Origin of the sequence: Pseudomonas sp. PGPR40, from assembly GCF_022014505.1 — a bacterium.
Classification (GTDB): domain Bacteria; phylum Pseudomonadota; class Gammaproteobacteria; order Pseudomonadales; family Pseudomonadaceae; genus Aquipseudomonas.
The window spans coordinates 25,831-46,492 of record NZ_JAKLSP010000018.1; the positions used below are offsets into that span (position 1 = coordinate 25,831).

Sequence of the window (20,662 nt, forward strand, 5' to 3'; positions counted from 1 at the left end):
ATGTGTGGAATTGTCGGTGCAGTCGCAGAACGTAACATTAGCGCTATCCTGCTCGAAGGCCTCAAGCGTCTGGAATACCGTGGTTATGACAGCGCCGGTGTGGCGGTGTACACCAACGATGAAAAACTCTTGCGCATGCGTCGTCCGGGCAAGGTCAGCGAACTGGAACAGGCGTTGATCGAAGAGCCTCTGGTCGGCCGCCTGGGCATTGCCCATACCCGCTGGGCGACCCACGGTGCGCCGTGCGAACGCAACGCTCACCCGCATTTTTCAGGCGATCTGGCGGTGGTGCACAACGGCATCATCGAGAACCATGAAGCCCTGCGCGAGCAACTCACGGCTTTGGGCCACGTATTCACCTCGGACACTGACACTGAAGTCATCGCGCATTTGCTGCACGAAAAACTCAAAGTGCAACCCGACCTGACGCTGGCCCTGAAAGCGACCGTGAAAGAGTTGCACGGTGCTTACGGTCTGGCGGTGATCAGCGCCCTTCAACCGGATCGTCTGGTGGCGGCCCGTAGTGGTAGCCCATTGGTGATCGGTCTGGGTCTGGGCGAAAACTTCCTGGCCTCCGACCAATTGGCACTGCGCCAGGTCACTGACCGCTTCATGTATCTGGAAGAAGGCGATATCGCCGAAATTCGCCGCGATAGCGTGCAGATCTGGGACATCAACGGCGCACTCGTCGAGCGTGAAAGCGTTCAGTACCGTGACGGTGCCGAAGCCGCCGATAAAGGTGAATTCCGGCATTACATGCTCAAGGAAATTCATGAGCAACCGGTCGTGGTGCAGCGCACTCTCGAAGGTCGTCTGGGCCATAATCAGGTTCTGGTCGAGGCATTTGGCCCAACAGCTGCCGAGCTATTCGCCAAGGTGCGCAATGTCCAGATCGTCGCCTGTGGTACCAGCTATCACGCCGGCATGGTTGCCCGGTATTGGCTCGAAGAATTGGCCGGTATCCCGTGTCAGGTCGAAGTCGCCAGCGAATTCCGCTATCGCAAAGTAGTGGTGCAGCCGGACACGCTGTTCGTGAGCATCTCCCAGTCCGGTGAAACTGCCGACACATTGGCTGCCCTGCGCAATGCCAAAGAGCTGGGTTTCCTTTCCAGCCTGGCGATTTGCAACGTCGGCATCAGTTCTCTTGTGCGTGAATCAGACCTGACGCTGCTGACCCAGGCCGGTCGCGAAATCGGTGTCGCCTCGACCAAAGCCTTCACCACTCAACTGGTTGGCCTGCTGTTGCTGACTCTGTCTCTGGGTCAGGTTCGCGGAACATTGGCAGAAGGCGTAGAAGCCACGCTGGTCGAAGAATTGCGTCGCTTGCCAACCCGTTTGGGCGAAGCCCTGGCCATGGACAGCACCGTGGAGAAAATCGCCGAGCTGTTCGCCGAGAAGAACCACACGCTGTTCCTCGGTCGCGGTGCGCAATTCCCAGTGGCGATGGAAGGGGCTCTCAAGCTCAAGGAAATTTCCTACATTCACGCAGAAGCCTATCCAGCGGGCGAACTGAAACATGGCCCGTTGGCGCTTGTGGATAACGATATGCCAGTGGTCACCGTGGCGCCGAACAACGAGTTGCTGGAAAAACTGAAGTCCAACCTCCAGGAAGTCCGCGCCCGTGGCGGTGAGTTGATCGTCTTCGCCGACGAACAAGCTGGAATGACCAATGGCGAAGGCACTCATGTCGTCCAGATGCCGCACATCCACGACATCCTGTCGCCGATCCTCTACACCATTCCGTTGCAGTTGTTGTCGTATTACGTTGCCGTGTTGAAAGGCACGGACGTTGACCAGCCGCGTAACCTGGCGAAGTCGGTGACGGTGGAATAAGTTATCCACAGGTGATCGAAACAATTAAAAATCGCAGCCTACGGTTGCGATTTTTTTTATCTGAATGAAGGACATGCCCGATGGACCGCTTCCAGGAAATGCAGGTCTTCACCACCGTCGCTCAAGAACAAGGCTTCTCGGCGGCAGCGCGGCGTTTGGGGATGTCGGCGGCCAGTGTCACCCGGGCGGTGGCGGCGCTTGAAAAGCGCATCGGCACCCAATTGCTGACACGTACCACCCGCAGCGTGCATTTGAGCGAGGCGGGTCAGCGTTATCTGGAGGACTGTCGGAGAATTCTCACCGAGGTGCAGGAAGCCGAGGATTCGGCAGCAGGAAGCCACGCCCAACCCCGTGGGCAGCTGACGATCACGGCGCCGGTATTGTTCGGTGATTTGTTCGTTACGCCGGTCATGGTCGGTTACTTGTCTCAATTCCCTGAAGTCAGCATCAACGCTCTACTGGTCGATCGGGTGGTGAGCATGGTCGAGGAGGGCATCGATGTGGCTGTGCGCATCGGTGAGTTGCCTGACAGCAATCAACATGCAATTCGCGTGGGCGAAGTGCGGCGGGTGATCTGCGCATCCCCTGGATTCCTGACCGACCATGGTCGGCCCCGCCATCCTGCAGATTTGAGCGCAGCCCCGATCATCGCTACCTCGTCTATCGGGCAGCACAGAAGCTGGCCGTTCCTTGACGGGGGAGAGCCGATCAGCATTCGTCTGGAACCGCGTCTTGTGGTCACCGCCAATCAGGCGGCTATCACGGCCGCCGCCATGGGGCTGGGACTGACCCGAGTGCTGTCGTATCAAGTGGCGAGCAAGGTCGCCGCCGGTGAGCTCGAAATTGTTCTGGCTGATTTCGAACTGCCGCCATTACCCATCCATGTGGTCTACCAGGGTGGGCGCAAGGCCCCGGTGCGGGTCCGTAGTTTTGTCGACTTCACGGTGAAGGTGCTGCGCGAACACCCTGCCCTGCGCTACTGAGGTTGTTGCACTGGCTGAAATAATGGATTGCGTTTGCTGGTTATTCTGTTGTTTTGGTTGCGGATGGAAGATAGCCCCCTATCGGCGCTGATCTTTCCTGAACGGCGCCACCACCCAGCGGAGTCGACCATGCAAGCCATCAAACTCTTCAACTTTCCCCGTTCTGGCCATGCACACCGTGTGGAGCTGATGCTGTCGTTGTTGCAACTGCCGACCGAGCTGATCTTCGTCGATTTGGCCAAGGGCGCGCACAAGCAGGCGGATTTTCTGGCGCTCAACCCGTTCGGGCAGGTGCCGGTGATTGATGATCAAGGCGTGGTGCTGGCCGATTCCAACGCGATCCTGGTTTACCTTGCGCAGAAATACGGCAACGGTCAGTGGCTGCCAACCGATCCAGTCGGTGCAGCCAAGGTTCAGCGCTGGTTATCGGTCGTCGCCGGGCCGATTGCCTTTGGCCCTGCCAGGGCGAGGCTGATCACTGTGTTTGGTGCGCCTTTCAACGCGCAAGAGGTGATCGCTTATGCCCACACCTGGCTCAAAGTGATCGATCAGGAACTGGGCGCAACGCCCTATCTGGTTGGTAGCGAGCCGACCATCGCCGACATCGCCGCGTATAGCTACATCGCCCACGCACCGGAAGGCAATGTGTCGCTGGACGACTACGCCAACATCCGCGCCTGGCTGGCGCGGATTGAAGCCTTGCCAGGGTTTGTCGGCATGCCGCGCACCGTCGCCGGTTTGCAAAAAACCGCCTGATGCTCATGGCCCGATTCAGTCGGGCTGTTCTTATTGCGCGAGCAGCGCAGGGGAGAAGCCGTTATGGAACGTTCACCATGGCACGCTGGCGAGAAACAGTTGCAGGCTCACGTGGGTGTCGCTGAGCGAATGGACGCATTAGGTCGTAGGGTGATTCGCAGCGAGATGCCGGATCAGCACCGCATGTTCTATCAGCAACTGCCATTCATGCTGTACGGCGCGGTGGATGCTGACGGCAACCCTTGGGCCAGCATTCTTGAAGGGGCACCGGGTTTTGCGCACTCTCCCGAGCCTACGCTGCTGCAGTTCGGCATGCTGCCTGGCCGCGACGACCCTGCGCAATTGCAAGACGGGGCGGCGATCGGTTTGCTCGGTATCGAGTTGCACACCCGACGTCGCAACCGCCTCAATGGTCGAGTCGGCGCTGTAACGGCGAATGGCTTCGAAGTGAAGGTGGAGCAGTCTTTCGGCAATTGCCCGCAGTATATTCAGTTGCGCCAGTTTCGCTCGGTGCCCTTGGCGGATCCGGCGACCCGTGTCGCGCAGCACCTCCACGGGCTGGATGACGCGGCCAAAGCCATGATCGCCGGCGCCGATACCTTCTTTGTCGCCAGTTATGTGGACGTCGATGGCCAACGCTCGGTGGACGTTTCTCATCGGGGTGGCCAGGCCGGTTTCGTCCAGGTAGAGGGCAATCGTCTGACCGTCCCGGACTTTGCCGGCAATATGTTCTTCAACACGTTGGGCAACCTGCTGATCAATCCTCGGGCCGGTTTGCTGTTCATCGATTTTGATACGGGCGACCTGCTGCAGCTCAGTGGTCGTACGCAAATCATCCTCGAAGGCCCGCAGGTCGAAGCCTTTCAAGGGGCCGAGCGGTTGTGGATATTCGAGGTGGAGCGCGTGGTGCGGCGGCCCGCGGCGCTGGCCTTGCGCTGGCGCTTTGACGGCGTGTCACCCACTAGGGTGCGCATCTATTGATGTGGGATCTGTAACTGAACCAGACAACACAGAAAATCCCCTGTGGGAGCGGGCTTGCTCGCGAAAACGGTGTGTCAGACAACTTCGATGTTGAATGTTAAACAGCCTTCGCGAGCAAGCCCGCTCCCACATTTGATCTCGGTTGGCCTGAAGACATTTGCGAATATCCTACAGATTTGGCTGTTCTGAAGGACGATTCCGACAAGCTCTAGCGGTTGTCGTGTCAGAAGTCGGGGGGATAGGCTTCGGGGGTCGCTGTAAATTCAGTGATCGGGTTTGGTCGCCCAGGTTTAGAATGGCGCACTTTTGTGCTTGCTTCATGGCGAGCTGTGAGTGGGAGGGCTTAGGCCCTGCCGGGTTCCATTCCCTGGTCGACCAACCCGCGTACGGTTCGCCACCCTTCTGCTTGGTCGCAGTGTTGGCGAACTCCAGTCCTCGAATGGAGTTTCATCATGTTCAAAGCAACACCGAATCCCCCGGAAACCGATGACGTTTCCCCCTACGAATCCCTCGATTCAAAAAACTCAACGAAGCCGCTAACCGCGCGCTCGATCATTACCTCAACCCATCCGCCCTCAAATCCCCCATGGCCCGCAAGCCGAGCACGATCGTGCCTGATATCAAAGACGAAGACCTGTTGGCTCACACCTGTGAATCGTTGGCCCAGGCCAGTGTGATGGCGAGTGATTTTGCAGGGTATCTGGAAGGGCCGCACCGGCACAAGGCGATGGCGATTCAACAGATCGTCATGCTGGCCGAACTGGCGGTGAACCGGATGCTGGATAACGTCGACGTACCAAAACCTGCGCCACACAGCTGATCCCCTGTAGGAGCGAGGCTTGCCCGCGAAGGCGGCGTATCAGTCGACATCAATGTTGAATGTCAGGCCGCCTTCGCGGGCAAGTCGGATCGCCGCACCGCTCGCTCCTACAGAGTTATGCGTAGGACAGGGATTTCTCTTCCAGCAGGTCCTGATACAACTCCGTCCACTTGCGACCCATTTCTTCCGCCGTGAACAATTGCCGATAACGCGCCTCAGCCTTCACGCCCATTTCGGCTGCAAGCATCGGGTTTTCCCACAGCGTGCGCATGGCTTCACGGAACGCCTGTGGATGACTCGGCGGCACTACCAGCCCGGTTTCGTTATGAATGTTGATGTAGCTGGTGCCGGTGCCGATTTCGCTGGAGATCATCGGTTTGCCGTACATCGCGCCTTCAAGCAGCGAGATGCCGAACGCTTCGGAGCGCAAGTGCGACGGGAATACGATGGCGTAACTCAGTTGCAGCAGCGCGACTTTGTCTTCGTCTCCCAAGCGTCCGAGGAAGTGAATATTGCGTAAACCCAAGGCCGCGGCCTGGGCGTGCAGTTCGACTTCCAGCGGCCCGGCGCCGACGATCACCACCGGATAATTCACGTCTTTCAAGGCGTCGAGCAGGATATGCAGGCCTTTGTAATAGCGCATCACGCCCACAAACAGGAAAAACTTATCCCCAAGCGTTTGCCGCCAATGGTCCATGCGTTCGTTGTCGGGCTGTGGATAACCTGCCTTGTTCAGGCCATAGGGAATGACTCGGGTCTTGTCCTGAAACTGCTGCAACACATCACTGGTGTGCAGGTAGTTGGGGGAGGCGGCGACGATCCGGTCAGCGCTGGCGAGGAAGCGGTTCATCAGTGGTCGGTAAAGTTTAAGCAGGTGCTTCTGGCGAATGATGTCCGAGTGGTAGGTCACGACGCTGGGTTTGTTCAGGCCGCTGAAGAAATGCACCAGGTCCATGAACGGCCACGGGAAGTGGTAATTGACCACGTCCGCCTCAGCGGCCATTTCGCGAAATTGCTTGAAGACGCTGTAAGAAAAACCTGTGGAAGCGAACTGAATGTCGAGTTTGGCCCGATGGACTTCATGCTGCCCGAGTTGCACCACCGGCGGTGTCGGATCGGTACTGAGGGTCAGCACCTGGCCTTCAATGCCATGCTCGGCGCCGCTTTCGCACAACTGGAAGATGACTTGTTCGATCCCGCCGACCGAGTCAGGCAGGTACGTCTTGAAAAAATGAAGAACTCGCATTCAACCTCCCATAGCCTGGCGGTAGGCGCGGGCGGTGATCTTCGCGCAACGCTCCCAGGAAAAAAGCCTTGCCTGCTGCAATCCGGCTTTTCGGCATGCCTGCCAATGTGTTTGATCGTCGATCAGACGGCGCATGGCATCGCGCAAGCCGTCTGGATCGTCAGGTTCAATATAGTTGCCCGCAACGCCTGCGACTTCGGGCATGGCCGAGCGTCGAGTCAGGATGACGGGCGTGCCGCTGGCCATGGCCTCCAGCACCGGTAGGCCGAAGCCTTCGTAGAGCGACGGAAAAATCAGCGCCCGAGCGCCCGCCAACAACTGTGCGACCTGCTCGTCGGGCAGATAACCGAGCAAACACACATGACCATTGGCCAATGCCTGGTGCAGCTCATCGCTGAATTGCTCGCGCTGCCAGCCGGCCATGCCGACGATCAGCAGCGGAAAGCGCTGACGCAACGCTTCCGGTAGTTGGGCGTGGGCGCGCAGGGCCAGAGTCAGGTTCTTGCGTGGTTCCAGAGTGCCGACGCAGAGAAAGTAATCCCGCATCTCGACTCCATGAGCATTGAGCACCGCATCGATGACTTCGGGTTCGCGCGGGTGGAAACGTGCCGCCACGCCCAGCGGTGCGACCACAAAACGCTCGGCCGGCAGGGCGAACCAGGCCTGAGCTTCGTCGGCGATGTACTGCGAATCGGTGAGAATCAACCGCGCCTGTTGCACGCCCTCGGCCAGTCGCCGCTCGATTTCTCGCAGGCGCGCCGGTGGTTGCGTCTCGGGATAGTGCAAGTGCGTCAGGTCATGCAGGGTGATGACCGTCGGGCCGTCGAACGACAACGGCCACAGACTGGGTTCGTGATAAAGGTCGATCGCCTGGGCGCGGCCTTGATCAAAGCGTTTCTGCGTCAGCCAGCGTCGAGCCTGATACGCCCCGGGTATCTGCCGCAGCAATGGCGTCAGTCGCGAGTAGCCCGGCATGGCGGCCTCGGGTAGCGAAGAACTCCAGCCCCAGCCATGGAACAGCGACAACTCGACGTCTGGCTCATCGGCCAGGGCATTCACCAGTTCGGCGACGTAATGGCCGATGCCGGTTCGCGGGGCCTGGAGAATTCGGGCGTTAAGGGCAATTCGCATGTTGCCTCACTTGCACCACGGGTGTTTCCACAAGGTTGCGCAGGGTTCGTTCGGCCAGTTGCGCACTGGCTTCACGCCAGCCGATCCAGCGCCAGTCCGCCACATTGCGAGCCGCCGGGAATAGTTTGCTGCTCTCGAATCGAGCAACCAGATCGGCCAGGCTTTGTGGTTCGGCCAGGTCAAAGTACGCCATGAACTCGCCGCCTATTTCACGGAAAACCGGGATGTCACTGCCCATGGCCGGTAAGCCACGCTGCATGGCTTCTACCAATGGCAAGCCGAAGCCTTCGACGTAGGACGGAAACACCAGCGCACTGGCGTGGGAATAGGCGTGTTCGAGACTGGTGTCGCTGAGGTCGTTAAACATGAACAGTCGGGTGTTCAACTGCGGGTGATTGCGCACCCGAGCGAGCAGGGCATCGCACTTCCAGCCAATGCGCCCGGCGATGCACAACCGTGCTTTCGAGCCGGCGGCCCAGGCCAGTTCAAAGGCGTCCAGCAAGTAGTCATGGTTCTTGCGCGGCTCGATGGTGCTGACCATCAGAAACACCGGTTCCGGGGTCTCGAACAGCCGTGTCAAACGCGTTTCGACGGCGGCGGTTTCTTCGCGCAGGTCCAGCTCGGAGCCCAGGTGGAAATAGTCGAACCACAAGGTGTCGGCTTTGGCAGGGCCGACGCGACGATGCAATTCATCGCGCACCTGATCGCGCACAGTGGCCGAAATCGCCACGTAGCCGTCGGCGGTTTTGGCGATCCAGTCGAACCATTCGTTGAAAATCTGCACCAGCCGCGCGTCGTAGAACTGCGGGTGGGTCAGGGGAATCAGGTCGTAGATCACCGAGACAATGCCCACGCCTTCGCGTTTGAGTTGTTCGGCCAACGGGAAGAAATCGGCGTGCCAGGACGAATCCAGCAACACGAGTTGATCGCCCGGTTGATGCTGCAACGGCGAGCAACGTTTGGGCAGGTGATATTGGTTGATCCGGTCGATCACCCGCAACGGTACGCTGAACCCCGCCAGTGTGGTAAGGCGGTAGGCCACGTATAGCGCACGTCGGGCCCATCGCGATGTGCAGCGTTTGTCGAGGCGCTGGTGCAGTTGCCAGAAACGATGGGCCAATCGCTCCAGGCGCCCGCCGAACTCCATCAGGCCGTTGAAAAAAGGGATGTCCGAAGGGCTCAGTTTCAGAACCCGGTAGAGCTTGCCTTTGAGCATCACCACCGGAATGCACTCAACGCCGTCGACGTGTTCAGGCAACTGATTAATGACGTTGCGCACCACCCGCTGAATGCCCGAATTGACCTTGGGGTGCTGGAACACGTACGTGCATTCCACCAGAAGACGGGTCATGGCGTGTTCTCCGAGACAATCGATTCGGCTGTGCGCGTGATAGTGGTTTTCGCCCCCAGCCACGAGCAGCCGACAAAGTCTTCGTGTCGGTTGTTGATCACGTGGAACACCAGGCCATAGTCGCGCCACTCGAAATTGCGGTCCAGGTGCGAGTCCAGCCGCGACAAGCTCAGGGCCACGGAATAGTTGCCCTTGCCCAGGCCCATGACAAAGGCAAAGCGGTAGGTCACCCGCTCGCCGGCCAGCAGGTCGGTGAGGGCGAGGTCCTGACGATGGGTGTTGATGCCGTACATGGCCTGGCCCAGGCGATCCTTGATCATGAAACCCAGCACCAGGCGTTCGATGTCCCGGCGCACTTCGACTTGCACCTCGAGCACCACCGACTGGCCGACTTCGGCAGCATCGATGGCGCGTTCGCGCTCATCGAGCATGCGCACGCTGATGATCCCGGCTTCACCGGTGCCGGAAACGGTTTGCACCTGGCCGTCCGCGAGTATTTCCTGACGTACGGTCTGGCCTTCTCGCTCGGCGAGCAGGGCGTTGTAGTAATCCATGACGGCTTCGGGCTTGCCATGCATGGCCATGCGACCGTTTTCCAGAAGGATCGCCGAGTCGCAGATCGACTGGATCGCCGAGCGATCGTGGGACACGATCAGCAACGTGGTGCCGGCCTTGCGGAAGCTGCGGATGCGATCGAAGCTTTTGTGCTGGAAGTAGGCGTCGCCCACCGACAACGCTTCGTCGACGATCAGGATATCCGGGCGCCGCGCGGTGGCCACGCTGAACGCCAGGCGCATCTGCATGCCGCTGGAATAGGTGCGCACCGGGTGGTCGATGGCTTCGCCGATTTCCGCGAAGTGTTCGATTTGCGGCATCAGGCTTTCGATTTCTTCGACCTGCATGCCCAGCAATTGCCCGGCCATGACCGCGTTTTGCCGGCCGGTGAAATCGGGGTGAAAGCCCATGCCCAGTTCCAGCAGCGCGGCGACGCGCCCTTCGAGCTGGATCTGTCCACAGGTGGGTTGGGTGGTGCCGGTGATCATCTTAAGCAAGGTACTTTTGCCGGCACCGTTGACCCCGACGATGCCCACCGCTTCACCGGGAGCGATCTCGAATGCGACGTCTTGCAGCACCCAGTGCTGGCGATGACGAATCGGCGAAAACGGGATCAGCCACTCAGCCAGTCGACTCCAGCGCGTGGGGTATTGTTTGTAGGCCTTGCCCAGGCCGGTCACGCGTATGTGCCCCATCAGAGTTCATCCACCATTTCGCCGACCCGCTGACGAAACAGTCGCAGCCCGATCAGGCAGAACAACACACCGATCACGAAGATCGGCAGCAGCGAACTCCAGACCGGCCATTGCCCGTAGAGGAACAGGTTCTGGTAGCTGCCGATCAGGTTGGTCATGGGGTTGAGTTGCAACAGCCGTTGCACCCACTCGGGCAGGATGCTCAACGGGTACACGATCGGGGTCAGCCAGAACCAGAATTGCAGGCAGATGCCGAAAAATTGCCCGACGTCGCGAAAGAATACGTTCAGCACACCGAGGATCATCCCCAGCCCGGCGCAGAACATCACTTGCAACGCCATCAGCGGCAGCAACGCCAGCAGGGCCATGCCCGGCAGGCGTCCGGTGATCAGCAGAAACCCCAGGAACAGACCGATGATGATCGCGAAGTTGATGCCGGCATTGAACAGCACGATCACCGGCAGGCAGATTCTCGGGAAGCTGATTTTCTTCAGCAGGTTGGCGTTTTCCAGAAACATGTTCTGGCTGCGCAGGGTGATTTCCGAGAACAGGCCCCAGGTCAGCAACCCGGCGCAGAGGTAGATGCTGTAGGCCATGCCGTCATCCACACCCGGCAAGCGGGCGCGCATGATGTGGGAAAAAATTACGGTGTAGACGACGATCATCGACAGCGGGTTGAGCACGGTCCACAGGGCACCGAACAGCGAATTGCGATAACGCGCTTGAAACTCTCGCTTGACGCTACCGAGGATGAAACCTCGATAGCCCCACAGCGAGCGATACAGGGAAAGCAGCATTCAAACCGTCCTGCCGTATTGGTCTTCGAAGCGAACGATATCGTCCTCCCCCAGATATTCGCCGCTTTGCACTTCGATGATCACCAGATCGATCACGCCGGGGTTTTCCAGGCGGTGCCTGTGCCCGGCGGCAATGAACGTCGATTCGTTTTTCGCCACCAGGTGCGAACCGGAACCGTTGTTGGTGACTTTGGCCATGCCTTCGACCACCACCCAGTGTTCATTGCGATGGTGGTGCATCTGCAACGACAACTTGGCGCCGGGTTTGACGACGATACGTTTGATCTTGAAGCGCGGACCTTCCTCGAGCACGGTGTAGGTACCCCAGGGTCGGCTGACCGTGCGGTGCAGGCGATAGGCTTCGTGCTTTTCATCCTTTAGCTGCCGGGCTACCCGACGCACATCCTGGGCGCGGTCGGCGTGGGCCACCAGCAGCGCGTCGGCGGTGTCGATGATGATCAGGTTATCCACACCCACTGCGGCGACCAAGCGGTCTTCGCTCTGGATGAAGTTGTCATGGCTGTCGATGAAAATCGCATCCCCGCTGGCGCGATTGTTCTGTGCATCGGCCGGCACCAAAGCCGCCACTGCGCCCCAGGAACCGATGTCGCTCCAGTCGAAAGAGGCCGGCACCACGACCACTTTGTCGGAGCGCTCCATCAACGCGTAGTCGATGGAGATGTCGGTGATTTCGGCGAAGTGCGTTGGCGACAGCTCCTGTTGCAGACAACCGCCGGTTTCCACCGGCGCACTGGCTGCCATGCAGGCCCGAGCTTGTTCCAGTAGCTCGGGGCCGTGAAGGTGCAACTCGGCCAGCAGCGTAGCGATCGAGAAGCAGAACATCCCCGAATTCCACAGGAAGTTACCGCTCTCCAGATAATGCGTGGCGGTTTGCAGGTCGGGTTTCTCGACGAAGCGCTGCACCTTGGCGGCGCCTTTGTCGTCCAGCGGCGCACCGGTTTCGATGTAGCCGAAGCCGGTTTCCGGGGCTGTCGGCACTACGCCGAACGTCACCAGATGACCCGCCTTGGCCAACGCCACGGCGTGCTCGACCGCGCTCTTCAACGCGTCTTCGTTGAGAATCAGATGGTCGGCAGGCATCACCACCATGATCGCTTCGTCGCCGTGCAGGGCTTGTAGCGAAAGGGCCGCCGCGGCGATGGCCGGGGCCGTATTGCGGCCCGTCGGTTCGAGCAGGAAGTGCCCGCGGTGGCGCTCCAGGCGCGCGTCCTGATAGTGATCCTTGCTCTGGAAGTAATAGTCGCGATTGGTCACCGTGACGATGTCACCCCAGCCATCGAGCAAACCGGCCGCACGCCGATAGGTTTTACCCAGCAGCGACTGACCGTCGGGCAGGGTCATGAACGGCTTGGGATGGCCTTCGCGGGACACCGGCCACAAACGGGTACCGGCACCGCCGGAGAGAATCACGGGAATCAGCATGGCCTACTCCTTGGCGACGCGTTTCATGTCCGCATCCATCATCATGCGGATCAAGGTGTCCAAATCGGTTTTTGGCTTCCAGCCCAGCACGCGTTGGGCCTTGGCCGGGTTGCCAAGCAGCACCTCTACCTCGGCGGGGCGGAAGAACGCCGGGTCAATTTTCACGTAATCCCGGTAGTTGAGGCCGATGTGATCGAAAGCGATGTGGCACATTTCACGCACGGTGGTGGTCACGCCGGTGGCGACCACGTAATCGTCAGGCTTGTCTTGTTGCAGCATCAGCCACATGGCTTCGACGTAGTCGCCGGCAAATCCCCAATCCCGTTTCGCGTCGATGTTGCCCAGGCGCAGCTCCTGCTGTTTGCCCTGTTTGATACGAGCGGCGGCGTCGGTGACTTTACGGGTCACGAACTCGATGCCGCGCAGCGGTGATTCGTGGTTGAACAGGATCCCGCTGCTGGCGTGCAGGTTGAAGCTTTCGCGATAGTTCACGGTGATCCAGTGGCCATAGAGTTTGGCCACGCCGTAAGGGCTGCGCGGATAAAACGGCGTGTTTTCGTCTTGCTGCTCGGCCTGAATCAAGCCGAACATTTCGCTGGTGGACGCTTGATAGAAGCGCGTGTGCGGACTGAACTGACGGATCGCTTCGAGCAGGTGGGTCACGCCCAGGCCGTCGACGATGCCGGTGGTCACCGGTTGATCCCAGGAGGCGGCGACGAAGCTTTGCGCCGCCAGGTTATAGACTTCGTCTGGCGCCGACTTGATCACCGCGCGCTGCACCGAGCAGGCATCGGCCATGTCGCCATCCAGATAAACGATATCGCCCTCGATCCCCGTCTCGCGCAGCCGCCAACGCGAATCGCTGCTGCGTCGCGCTACCAGGCCGTAGACGTTGTAACCCTTGTCGAGCAGCAGTTTGGCCAGATACGCGCCGTCCTGGCCGGTGATCCCTGTGATCAGTGCACTTTTTGTCATTCTTGTCGTACTCGCTTCTCCCAGTCGGACAGGATCGCCCGCAGGGATTGTTGTGTTGTGATTTCAGGCGTCCATCCTGTGGTCTGGACAAGCTTGGCATGGCTGCCGCAAACGCGACGCTGATCCGCGCGGCGAAGACGTGCCGGATCCTGAATCAGTTGCATATCGATCTGGGCGAGGTCCCCCAGCTGTTCGATCAAACTGCGAATGCTCTGCTCGCGCCCCGAGCAAATGTTGTAGACCTGCCCCGGTGTGCCTTTTTCCAGCAACGCCAGGTAGGCCGATACCACATCGCCGACATCAAGAAAGTCGCGGGTGACATCGATGTCACCGACTTCCAGTTGCGGTGCTTGCAGGCCTTGCTTGATCCGGCTGATTTGTCGCGCAGCGCTGGCGATGACGAAGCTGTCCTTCTGCCCGGTGCCGATGTGGTTGAACGGGCGCGCGACCAAAACTGGCCAGCCCTCGCTCAGGCCCCATTGCAGGCTCAGGAACTCCGCCGACAGTTTGCTCACGGCATAAGGATTGCGGGGGCAGGGTGGCTGGAGTTCGGTGATGGGCAGATCGGTTTCATTGACCTGGCCATAGACGTCACCGGAGCTGACGTACAGGAAGGTGCCGTTAAAGCCGCGGGCTTTGAGGGCTTGAATCAGGTTGAGAGTGCCCAGCAGGTTGATATTCAGCGTACGTGCCGGATCACGAAAGGCTTCGGGGACGAAGGTTTGGCCGGCCAGATGAATGACCGCATCTGGCATCTCGGGCCACAGGCCTTCAAGGCTTTCTGGCCGTTCGAGATCGTACCGGGAGGGGACGCAGAGCAGTTCCCATTCCGAGGCATCAGCCTTCAGTCGGGATTGGATGTGTTGCCCTACGAATCCACTCAGACCCGTCACGAACAGACGCTTTTTCAAGCAGCGACTCCCTTGATCATAAAACCTCGTCCATTCCCCACAGGCTTGATGGAGATGTCTTACAGACCGGGTGGATTACAGGGTCGAAAGACAGGCGAAGTCGTTGTTGTAGTTGTTTGGTAGCCAATCTGTGCCAATTGCGCAGCAATTTCAACAGGTCCCACCGTGACCGATCAGTTCTCGTTTTTGCAGGCCTATTTATTCTCGCCGAGCGGTTCACGAACCCTTGATGGATGTGTTTAGAATGCCCCTCGTCACGATCGTCCAGGGTTCGGCAGGGTTGTTCTGCAACTGCGCGAAACTGACCACTAAAACAAGAATGTAGACGGGCACGAAGACTATAGACGAAGACGGGTACACGACGTCTCGATCGGTGGCTTCGCCGTCATAGAGTGGGGTTGCCGGGATGGCGGCCTCATCGTGGGATGCCATGAATTTTATTCTTTACTCGGACGTCAACGACAGTTCCATCAGCCAGAGTCTCGGTCGTCCCGAATACAGTTATTACTTTGTGCTCAAGGCTTATCGACCGGTGCTCGAAAGCCTTGGACGGGTGCATGTGGTGTGTTCCACCGCCGAGGTCGATCCCCTTTACCGACAGCTGCTTGCCGCCGGCGAAGAGAGCTTGTTCCTGTCCTTCACCCCTCCGCAGAAAACCCTGAACGACCTTGATTGCCCGACGATCTGCGTGGTGGCCTGGGAGTTCGATTCGATTCCCGATGAGCCGTGGGACAACGATCCCCGGCAGGACTGGACGCGCATGCTGGCGCGCCAGGGCCGGGTGATCACGCTCTCCAGTCATACCGCCCGCGCCATCCGCCGGGCCATGGGCGAAGACTTTCCGGTACTGGTCTTGCCGACCCCGCTGTGGGAAAACTTCGCGGCCATTCGTAGCGGCCATGCCAGCGTACCGGTCAACGCCGGTTCGACCCTCGACATCAAGGGCTGCATCCTTGATAGCCGTACGCTCGAACTGTCCGCCGACTCGCTGATTCCACCGCCCTTGACCCTTGAACAGCAGGCCGAACTCGAGGCCTTGCGACCGCCGCCGCTGACCCTGAAACGCCGCTTCGTCATCGCCAGGCACTACCTGCGTCTGTGGGCGCTGGACCTGGGCAAGGCGCAACCGGTGCCGGTTCATCGCACTCATTTTCTGAGCCAGTGGTATTGGGAGGGTATCCAGGATTTATGCTCGGACACTGCCCGATCCTGGCTCGCCAGATACTTGCCGACGATCGCCGGTCCGCAGTCGCTGCCGGTTCCTGTACCGGCGCCGGTAGACCTGCCAGACACGACGGAACAGGTGCAAACCCAGGTCGACGGTGTGGTCTACGTCACCGTGTTCAACCCCCGGGACGGGCGCAAGAACTGGCATCAGTTGATCAGCGCCTTCTGCTGGGCGTTCCGGGAAACCGAGGATGCCACGCTGGTGTTGAAAATTACCCAGAGCGACCTGTCGTCTTATTACAGCGAACTGATGACCTTGCTGGCGCAACTGTCACCTTTCGCCTGTCGGGTGGTGGTGATGCACGGTTACCTGGACGATCCGCAATATGCCCGGCTTTATGAGGCGGCGAGTTATTACGTCAACGCCTCGCGCTGCGAAGGCTTGTGTCTGCCGCTGATGGAGTTCATGGCCAGCGGCAAACCGGTGATTGCCCCGGACCATACGGCCATGGAGGATTACATCGATGAGCGCGTGGCGTTTGTGGTCAAGTCCAGTGAAGAACTGACCATCTGGCCTCAGGACACTCGCATCATCTACCGCACCCTGCGTCATCGACCGGACTGGGGTTCGTTGAAAACGGCCTATGAAAACAGCTACCGGATCGCCAAGGAACAGCCGCTGGAGTATCAGCAGATGTCTCACGCCGCGGTCGAGCGCATGCACGATTACTGCGCCTTCGCTGCGGTGCAACAGCGCCTGGCAGACTTTTTCGGCTTGGTGCCACACGGTGCGCCGGCGGCGGCCATGACGGATAACGCCTGATGCTGATCATCATTCATTCGGAAACCAACCAGCGCACCATTGCCCAGAACCTGGGCCGTTCGGAATACAGTTACTACTTCGTGCTCAAGGAATATCGGCCGGTGTTGGAGCGACTGGGACGGGTAGTGGAAGTCGGGGACCCACAAAGCGAAGTCGATGCCTTGTACCTCGACTGTCTGTCCCGTGGCGAAGACTGCGTGTTCCTGTCGTTCTCGCCGCCGCATCGCACGCCGGTGCATTTTGCGTGTCCGACCCTGGCGGTATTTGCCTGGGAATTCAGCACCATTCCCCACGAGCCATTCGCCGGTGAGCCGCGTAACGACTGGCGCACGGTGTTGCGCGCGAGCGGAGCGGCGATCACCCATTCCACTTACACCGTCAATGCCGTGCGCGAAGCCATGGGCGCCGACTATCCGATCGTCGCGGTGCCGGCGCCGGTGTGGGATCGCTTTGCCGCACGCGGTGCGCAATTGCAGCGTCAGCCATTGGCCCGCCAGGTGCGATTGAAGATCAAAGGCTTGCTGGCCGACAGTCGCCAACTCGATTTGCGGGCCTTTGGTCCTGCACATTTGCGTGCCGGCAAGGGCATCGACTTTCAGGCCCCTGCCCGTGAACAGGAGTTGGTGCTCGACGGTGTGATCTACACCTCGGTGTTCAACCCCGGCGATGGGCGCAAGAACTGGGAAGACATGCTCAGTGCCTTCTGCGTGACTTTCCGCGAAGTAGAAGACGCAACGCTGGTGCTCAAACTGACGCATCACGATGCCGAAGAAGCGCTGACCGATATCCTTCATCACTTGTACAAAAACCAGTCCTACCGCTGCCGCATCGTATTGATTTACGGCTACCTCGCGGATGCGGACTACGAGCGTCTGGTGCAGGCCACGAGTTACGTGGTGAATACGTCCTACGGCGAAGGCCAGTGCCTGCCGCTGATGGAGTTCATGTCATGCGGCAAGCCGGCAGTGGCGCCGCGCACCACGGCGATGATCGATTATCTGGACGCAGACAATGCTTTCCTCATCGACTCCACGGATGAGCTGACGGCCTGGCCCCACGACCCACGCAAGGCGTTTCGCACCCTGCGTTACATCACCAATTGGGCCTCGTTATGCACGGCCTATCAGGCCAGCTATGACGTGGCCAAAGACGATCCGCAACGCTATGCAAGAATGTCCGCCCACGCGGTGACCAGCCTGCAAACCTTTTGCAGCCAGGCAATCGCCGAACAGCGGTTGAAAGGATTTTTTGCCAGTCTGTTCGAAGCCCGAGCTACGACTGCCGTGGATACCCCCCAGGCATGATCCGCGCATTGATGAGGCGGCTGCGTCCAGTGGCGAAAGCCGACCCGGTGCCTGTGCCAATAGCGGTTGCATCCGGCAGCGTGTCGCCGCGCGATGTCGGTTTGCATGACGCCATCCTCGATGGCTGGTTTTTGAACGACAGCGGCGAATTGCTCAAAGGCTTTGCGATCACCGCGGACGACACCTTGCTGGATGTCGGCTGCGGTGAGGGCGTGGCGACGCTGTTTGCGGTGCGTCAGGGTGCGTCGGTGATTTTTACTGACAGTGAACACGACAAGGTCCGTGACCTGGCCCGGCAAGTGGAAGCGCAGACGGAAAAGCCAAGTCTGGGACTGGTCAGCAATAGCCTGCCGTTGCCGCTGGCCGATGGCTGCGCAAGCAAGGTCGTGTGCATGGAAGTGCTCGAACACATCGACCAGCCCGAGCCGTTCATGGCCGAGTTGGTGCGCATGGGCCGTCCGGGTGCGCAGTATCTGCTGAGCGTGCCGGCACCGGTGGGCGAGCATTTGCAACAGGGCATCGCCCCGGCCAGCTATTTCCAGTCGCCCAATCACGTACAGATTTTTACCCCGGAACGCTTCGCCGCGCTGGTGGAGGACGCCGGTCTGGTGATCGAGCATCGGCAGGCCAACGGGTTTTTCTGGGTGATGGGCATGATTTTCTTCTGGGCCAGCGAGCGCGCGGCCGGGCGCGACCTGGGTGGCGCGGTGCGTGACCGGATTCAGGCGCCGTATCCACCGCTGATGGAGAGCTGGGCGAAAACCTGGCAAGACTTGCTGGCGCAACCCAATGGGCTGGCGATCAAGCAGATGCTCGATCAGTTCATGCCCAAGAGCCAGGTGATCATTGCACGCAAACCGATGATGACTGGCCTAAAGGGCGGGACTGCGCCATGAGTAGTCGACGGATTCTCGATATCGAGTTGTTGCGCGGGATCGCTGTGCTTGGCGTGCTGGTTCATCACCTGCAAACCATGCCGTTTCCGGGTGGACTGCCGGGTTTCGAATCGGGCACGGCTCATGGGCAATTCTGGTGGGGCGTGGATCTGTTTTTTGTCATCTCCGGGTTTGTCATCGCCCGAGGCCTGATTCCGCTGCTGCGTGGTTGCCAGACACCGCAGGCCTTCTGGCTGGAAACCCGCGATTTCTGGATTCGCCGGGCCTTTCGTCTGTTGCCATCCGCGTGGTTATGGCTGCTGCTGATGTTATCGGGCGCACTGTTTTTCAATCATTCGGGTGCCTTTGGCACGGTGCAAGCCAATCTGCAGGCGACGCTGGCGGGCTTTCTGCAGTTTGCCAATTTCCGCTTTGCTGAAAGCTTCATGCGCTTCGAATACGGCGCCAGCTTCGTTTACTGGAGTCTGTCCCTTGAAGAGCAGTTTTACCTGCTGCTGCCGTTACTGATCCTCGTCTGCCGCAAACGTCTGGTGTGGGTGTTGCTGGCCTTGGTTGCCGTGCAGCTGTTCACTTGGCGTTCAGCGCTGTTGATGATCATCAGGACCGATGCCCTGGCACTGGGCGTGTTGCTGGCGATGTGGAGCTCAAGGCCGAGTTATCTGGCCTGGGAACCACGGTTGTTACGCCGTCGTTGGTCAGGCCTGTTGATATTGATCGGGCTAGGGGCTGCACTGAGCGTGCTGGCGAGCACACCTTTCAACCTGGCGAGCTATCGGGTCGCAGCGATTGCCTTGTTGTGTGCGGCGCTGGTCTGGATCGCTTCCTACAATCGCGATTACCTGCTGCCCAAGGGCACGCTCAAGCAAATACTGGTCTGGTTGGGCGCCCGTTCCTATGGCATTTACCTGATCCACATCCCGGCGTTTTTTGCCGTGCGCGAAGGCTGGTTTCGTTTCGCGCCTGCCGGTTCGCAGGACGTGGCGATGCAGCCGGCACTGGCGCTGTTTTGCGCCATGACCCTGATCGTGCTGCTGAGCGAACTCAACTACCGATTCATCGAGCAGCCCATGCGCAACCGGGGTGCCCATCTGGTGCAACGCTTGCGTATGTCCCGATCAGCCCTTCCATCCTCTGGAGCCACCTCATGCTGAGCCTTTTGAAGAAACTCACGACGGGCACGCCCGTTGCTGCGAAGCCGCTGACGCCAGCACCCTCGGTTGCCGACAAGGTCGACCCGTACATGCTTGGCCTGCACGATGCGATGCTCAGCGGCTGGTTCAACCAGCAAACCGGCGAGCTGTTCAGCGGTTTTCCGGTCAGCCCTGAGGACACGCTGCTGGATGTGGGCTGCGGTGATGGTGGCAACGTGCATTTCTGCGGCATGCGCGGGGCGAAGATCATCATTGCCGACATTGACGCGGCCAAGGTCGAAGCGACTCGTCAGCGCTTGAACGACACGCCGGCGCGGGACGTCGAGTGCCACGTCACAGACTGCAATCCGCTGCCGATTGCCGACGCGACCGCGACCCGGGTGGTGTCCACTGAAGTTATCGAACACGTCGACGATCCAGCGCAGTTCCTCGCCGAGCTGGTGCGGGTCGGCAAGCCCGGGGCGCTGTATTTGCTCAGCGTTCCACACCCGAGTTCCGAAGACCTGCAAAAAGACATCGCCGCGCCTGAGTATTTCCAGAAGCCCAACCACATTCGCATCATCAGCGAAGAGCAGTTCAAGGCGATGGTCAGCGACGCCGGCCTGGAAGTCATCAGCCATAGCCAGTACGGGTTCTATTGGTCGATGTGGATGCTGTTGTTCTGGGAAGCCAAAGTCGATTTCAGCAACGCCGACCACCCGTTGCTCAATCATTGGGCCGACACCTGGCAAGCCGTGCTGTCCTCCCCACGGGGTGCGCAGATCAAACAGGCGCTGGACGCGGTGGTGGCGAAAAGTCAGGTGATCATTGCCCGCAAGCCCGTAATGTAGGAGCCAGCTTGCCG

The 20,662-nt window shown here is 59.6% G+C and carries 17 protein-coding genes and 2 pseudogenes; 10 read left to right on the plus strand and 9 right to left on the minus strand.

The window, feature by feature from the left end; translation table 11 throughout:
- From glmS to MEB48_RS16480, 5 genes and pseudogenes are all read left to right on the plus strand, one after another.
- On the plus strand, positions 1-1,833 hold the full coding sequence (glmS, locus tag MEB48_RS16460) for a glutamine--fructose-6-phosphate transaminase (isomerizing) (protein WP_237885145.1): 1,833 nt from the start codon (positions 1-3) through the stop codon (positions 1,831-1,833).
- Between the two features lie 80 nt (positions 1,834-1,913).
- Entirely contained in the window at positions 1,914-2,816 is a 903-nt protein-coding gene (locus tag MEB48_RS16465) for a LysR family transcriptional regulator (RefSeq protein ID WP_237885146.1), read from the plus strand.
- A gap of 129 nt (positions 2,817-2,945) precedes the next feature.
- Complete coding sequence (locus MEB48_RS16470; RefSeq protein WP_237885147.1) at positions 2,946-3,572, plus strand: glutathione S-transferase family protein; 627 nt, start codon at positions 2,946-2,948, stop codon at positions 3,570-3,572.
- 63 nt (positions 3,573-3,635) lie between these two features.
- A pseudogene (locus tag MEB48_RS16475) lies at positions 3,636-4,535 on the plus strand (flavin-nucleotide-binding protein); the annotation flags it as partial.
- Between the two features lie 470 nt (positions 4,536-5,005).
- Positions 5,006-5,373 (plus strand): annotated as a pseudogene (locus MEB48_RS16480) (DUF6124 family protein).
- 115 nt (positions 5,374-5,488) lie between these two features.
- Here MEB48_RS16480 and MEB48_RS16485 read toward each other — a convergent pair.
- The 9 genes from MEB48_RS16485 to MEB48_RS16525 form a co-directional block, all read right to left on the minus strand.
- On the minus strand, positions 5,489-6,619 hold the full coding sequence (locus MEB48_RS16485) for a glycosyltransferase family 4 protein (RefSeq protein ID WP_237885148.1): 1,131 nt from the start codon (positions 6,617-6,619) through the stop codon (positions 5,489-5,491).
- Positions 6,620-7,750: a glycosyltransferase family 4 protein gene (locus MEB48_RS16490; RefSeq protein WP_237885149.1), complete on the minus strand. Its 1,131-nt coding sequence runs from the start codon at positions 7,748-7,750 to the stop codon at positions 6,620-6,622.
- Positions 7,734-9,101, minus strand: coding sequence for a glycosyltransferase family 4 protein (locus tag MEB48_RS16495; RefSeq protein WP_237885150.1), 1,368 nt, complete (start codon positions 9,099-9,101; stop codon positions 7,734-7,736). The genes MEB48_RS16490 and MEB48_RS16495 overlap by 17 nt, the downstream gene beginning before the upstream one ends.
- On the minus strand, positions 9,098-10,351 hold the full coding sequence (locus MEB48_RS16500; RefSeq protein ID WP_237885151.1) for an ABC transporter ATP-binding protein: 1,254 nt from the start codon (positions 10,349-10,351) through the stop codon (positions 9,098-9,100). Before MEB48_RS16500 ends, MEB48_RS16495 begins: the two co-directional genes overlap by 4 nt.
- Entirely contained in the window at positions 10,351-11,148 is a 798-nt protein-coding gene (locus MEB48_RS16505) for an ABC transporter permease (protein WP_237885152.1), read from the minus strand. Before MEB48_RS16505 ends, MEB48_RS16500 begins: the two co-directional genes overlap by 1 nt.
- Complete coding sequence (locus tag MEB48_RS16510) at positions 11,149-12,591, minus strand: mannose-1-phosphate guanylyltransferase/mannose-6-phosphate isomerase (RefSeq protein WP_237885153.1); 1,443 nt, start codon at positions 12,589-12,591, stop codon at positions 11,149-11,151.
- Positions 12,592-12,594: 3 nt separating this feature from the next.
- Positions 12,595-13,566, minus strand: a complete 972-nt coding sequence (gene gmd / locus MEB48_RS16515) for a GDP-mannose 4,6-dehydratase (protein WP_237885154.1) — start codon at positions 13,564-13,566, stop codon at positions 12,595-12,597.
- On the minus strand, positions 13,563-14,477 hold the full coding sequence (locus MEB48_RS16520) for a GDP-mannose 4,6-dehydratase (RefSeq protein ID WP_237885155.1): 915 nt from the start codon (positions 14,475-14,477) through the stop codon (positions 13,563-13,565). Before MEB48_RS16520 ends, gmd begins: the two co-directional genes overlap by 4 nt.
- Positions 14,478-14,693: 216 nt before the next feature.
- Positions 14,694-14,909, minus strand: coding sequence for a hypothetical protein (locus MEB48_RS16525; RefSeq protein ID WP_237885156.1), 216 nt, complete (start codon positions 14,907-14,909; stop codon positions 14,694-14,696).
- On the opposite strand from MEB48_RS16525, the gene MEB48_RS16530 reads away from it, so the two are divergent.
- The 5 genes from MEB48_RS16530 to MEB48_RS16550 are packed head-to-tail and all read left to right on the plus strand — an operon-like array spanning position 14,908 to position 20,648.
- Positions 14,908-16,467 (plus strand): glycosyltransferase, encoded by a 1,560-nt coding sequence (locus MEB48_RS16530; protein ID WP_237885157.1) that lies wholly within the window; start codon positions 14,908-14,910, stop codon positions 16,465-16,467. The genes MEB48_RS16525 and MEB48_RS16530 overlap by 2 nt on opposite strands.
- Positions 16,467-17,771, plus strand: coding sequence for a glycosyltransferase (locus MEB48_RS16535; RefSeq protein WP_237885158.1), 1,305 nt, complete (start codon positions 16,467-16,469; stop codon positions 17,769-17,771). The genes MEB48_RS16530 and MEB48_RS16535 overlap by 1 nt, the downstream gene beginning before the upstream one ends.
- Positions 17,768-18,667, plus strand: coding sequence for a class I SAM-dependent methyltransferase (locus tag MEB48_RS16540; protein WP_237885159.1), 900 nt, complete (start codon positions 17,768-17,770; stop codon positions 18,665-18,667). Before MEB48_RS16535 ends, MEB48_RS16540 begins: the two co-directional genes overlap by 4 nt.
- Positions 18,664-19,818, plus strand: coding sequence for an acyltransferase family protein (locus MEB48_RS16545; protein ID WP_237885160.1), 1,155 nt, complete (start codon positions 18,664-18,666; stop codon positions 19,816-19,818). The genes MEB48_RS16540 and MEB48_RS16545 overlap by 4 nt, the downstream gene beginning before the upstream one ends.
- Positions 19,812-20,648 (plus strand): class I SAM-dependent methyltransferase, encoded by an 837-nt coding sequence (locus tag MEB48_RS16550; protein ID WP_237885161.1) that lies wholly within the window; start codon positions 19,812-19,814, stop codon positions 20,646-20,648. The genes MEB48_RS16545 and MEB48_RS16550 overlap by 7 nt, the downstream gene beginning before the upstream one ends.
- Positions 20,649-20,662: the final 14 nt, after the last annotated feature.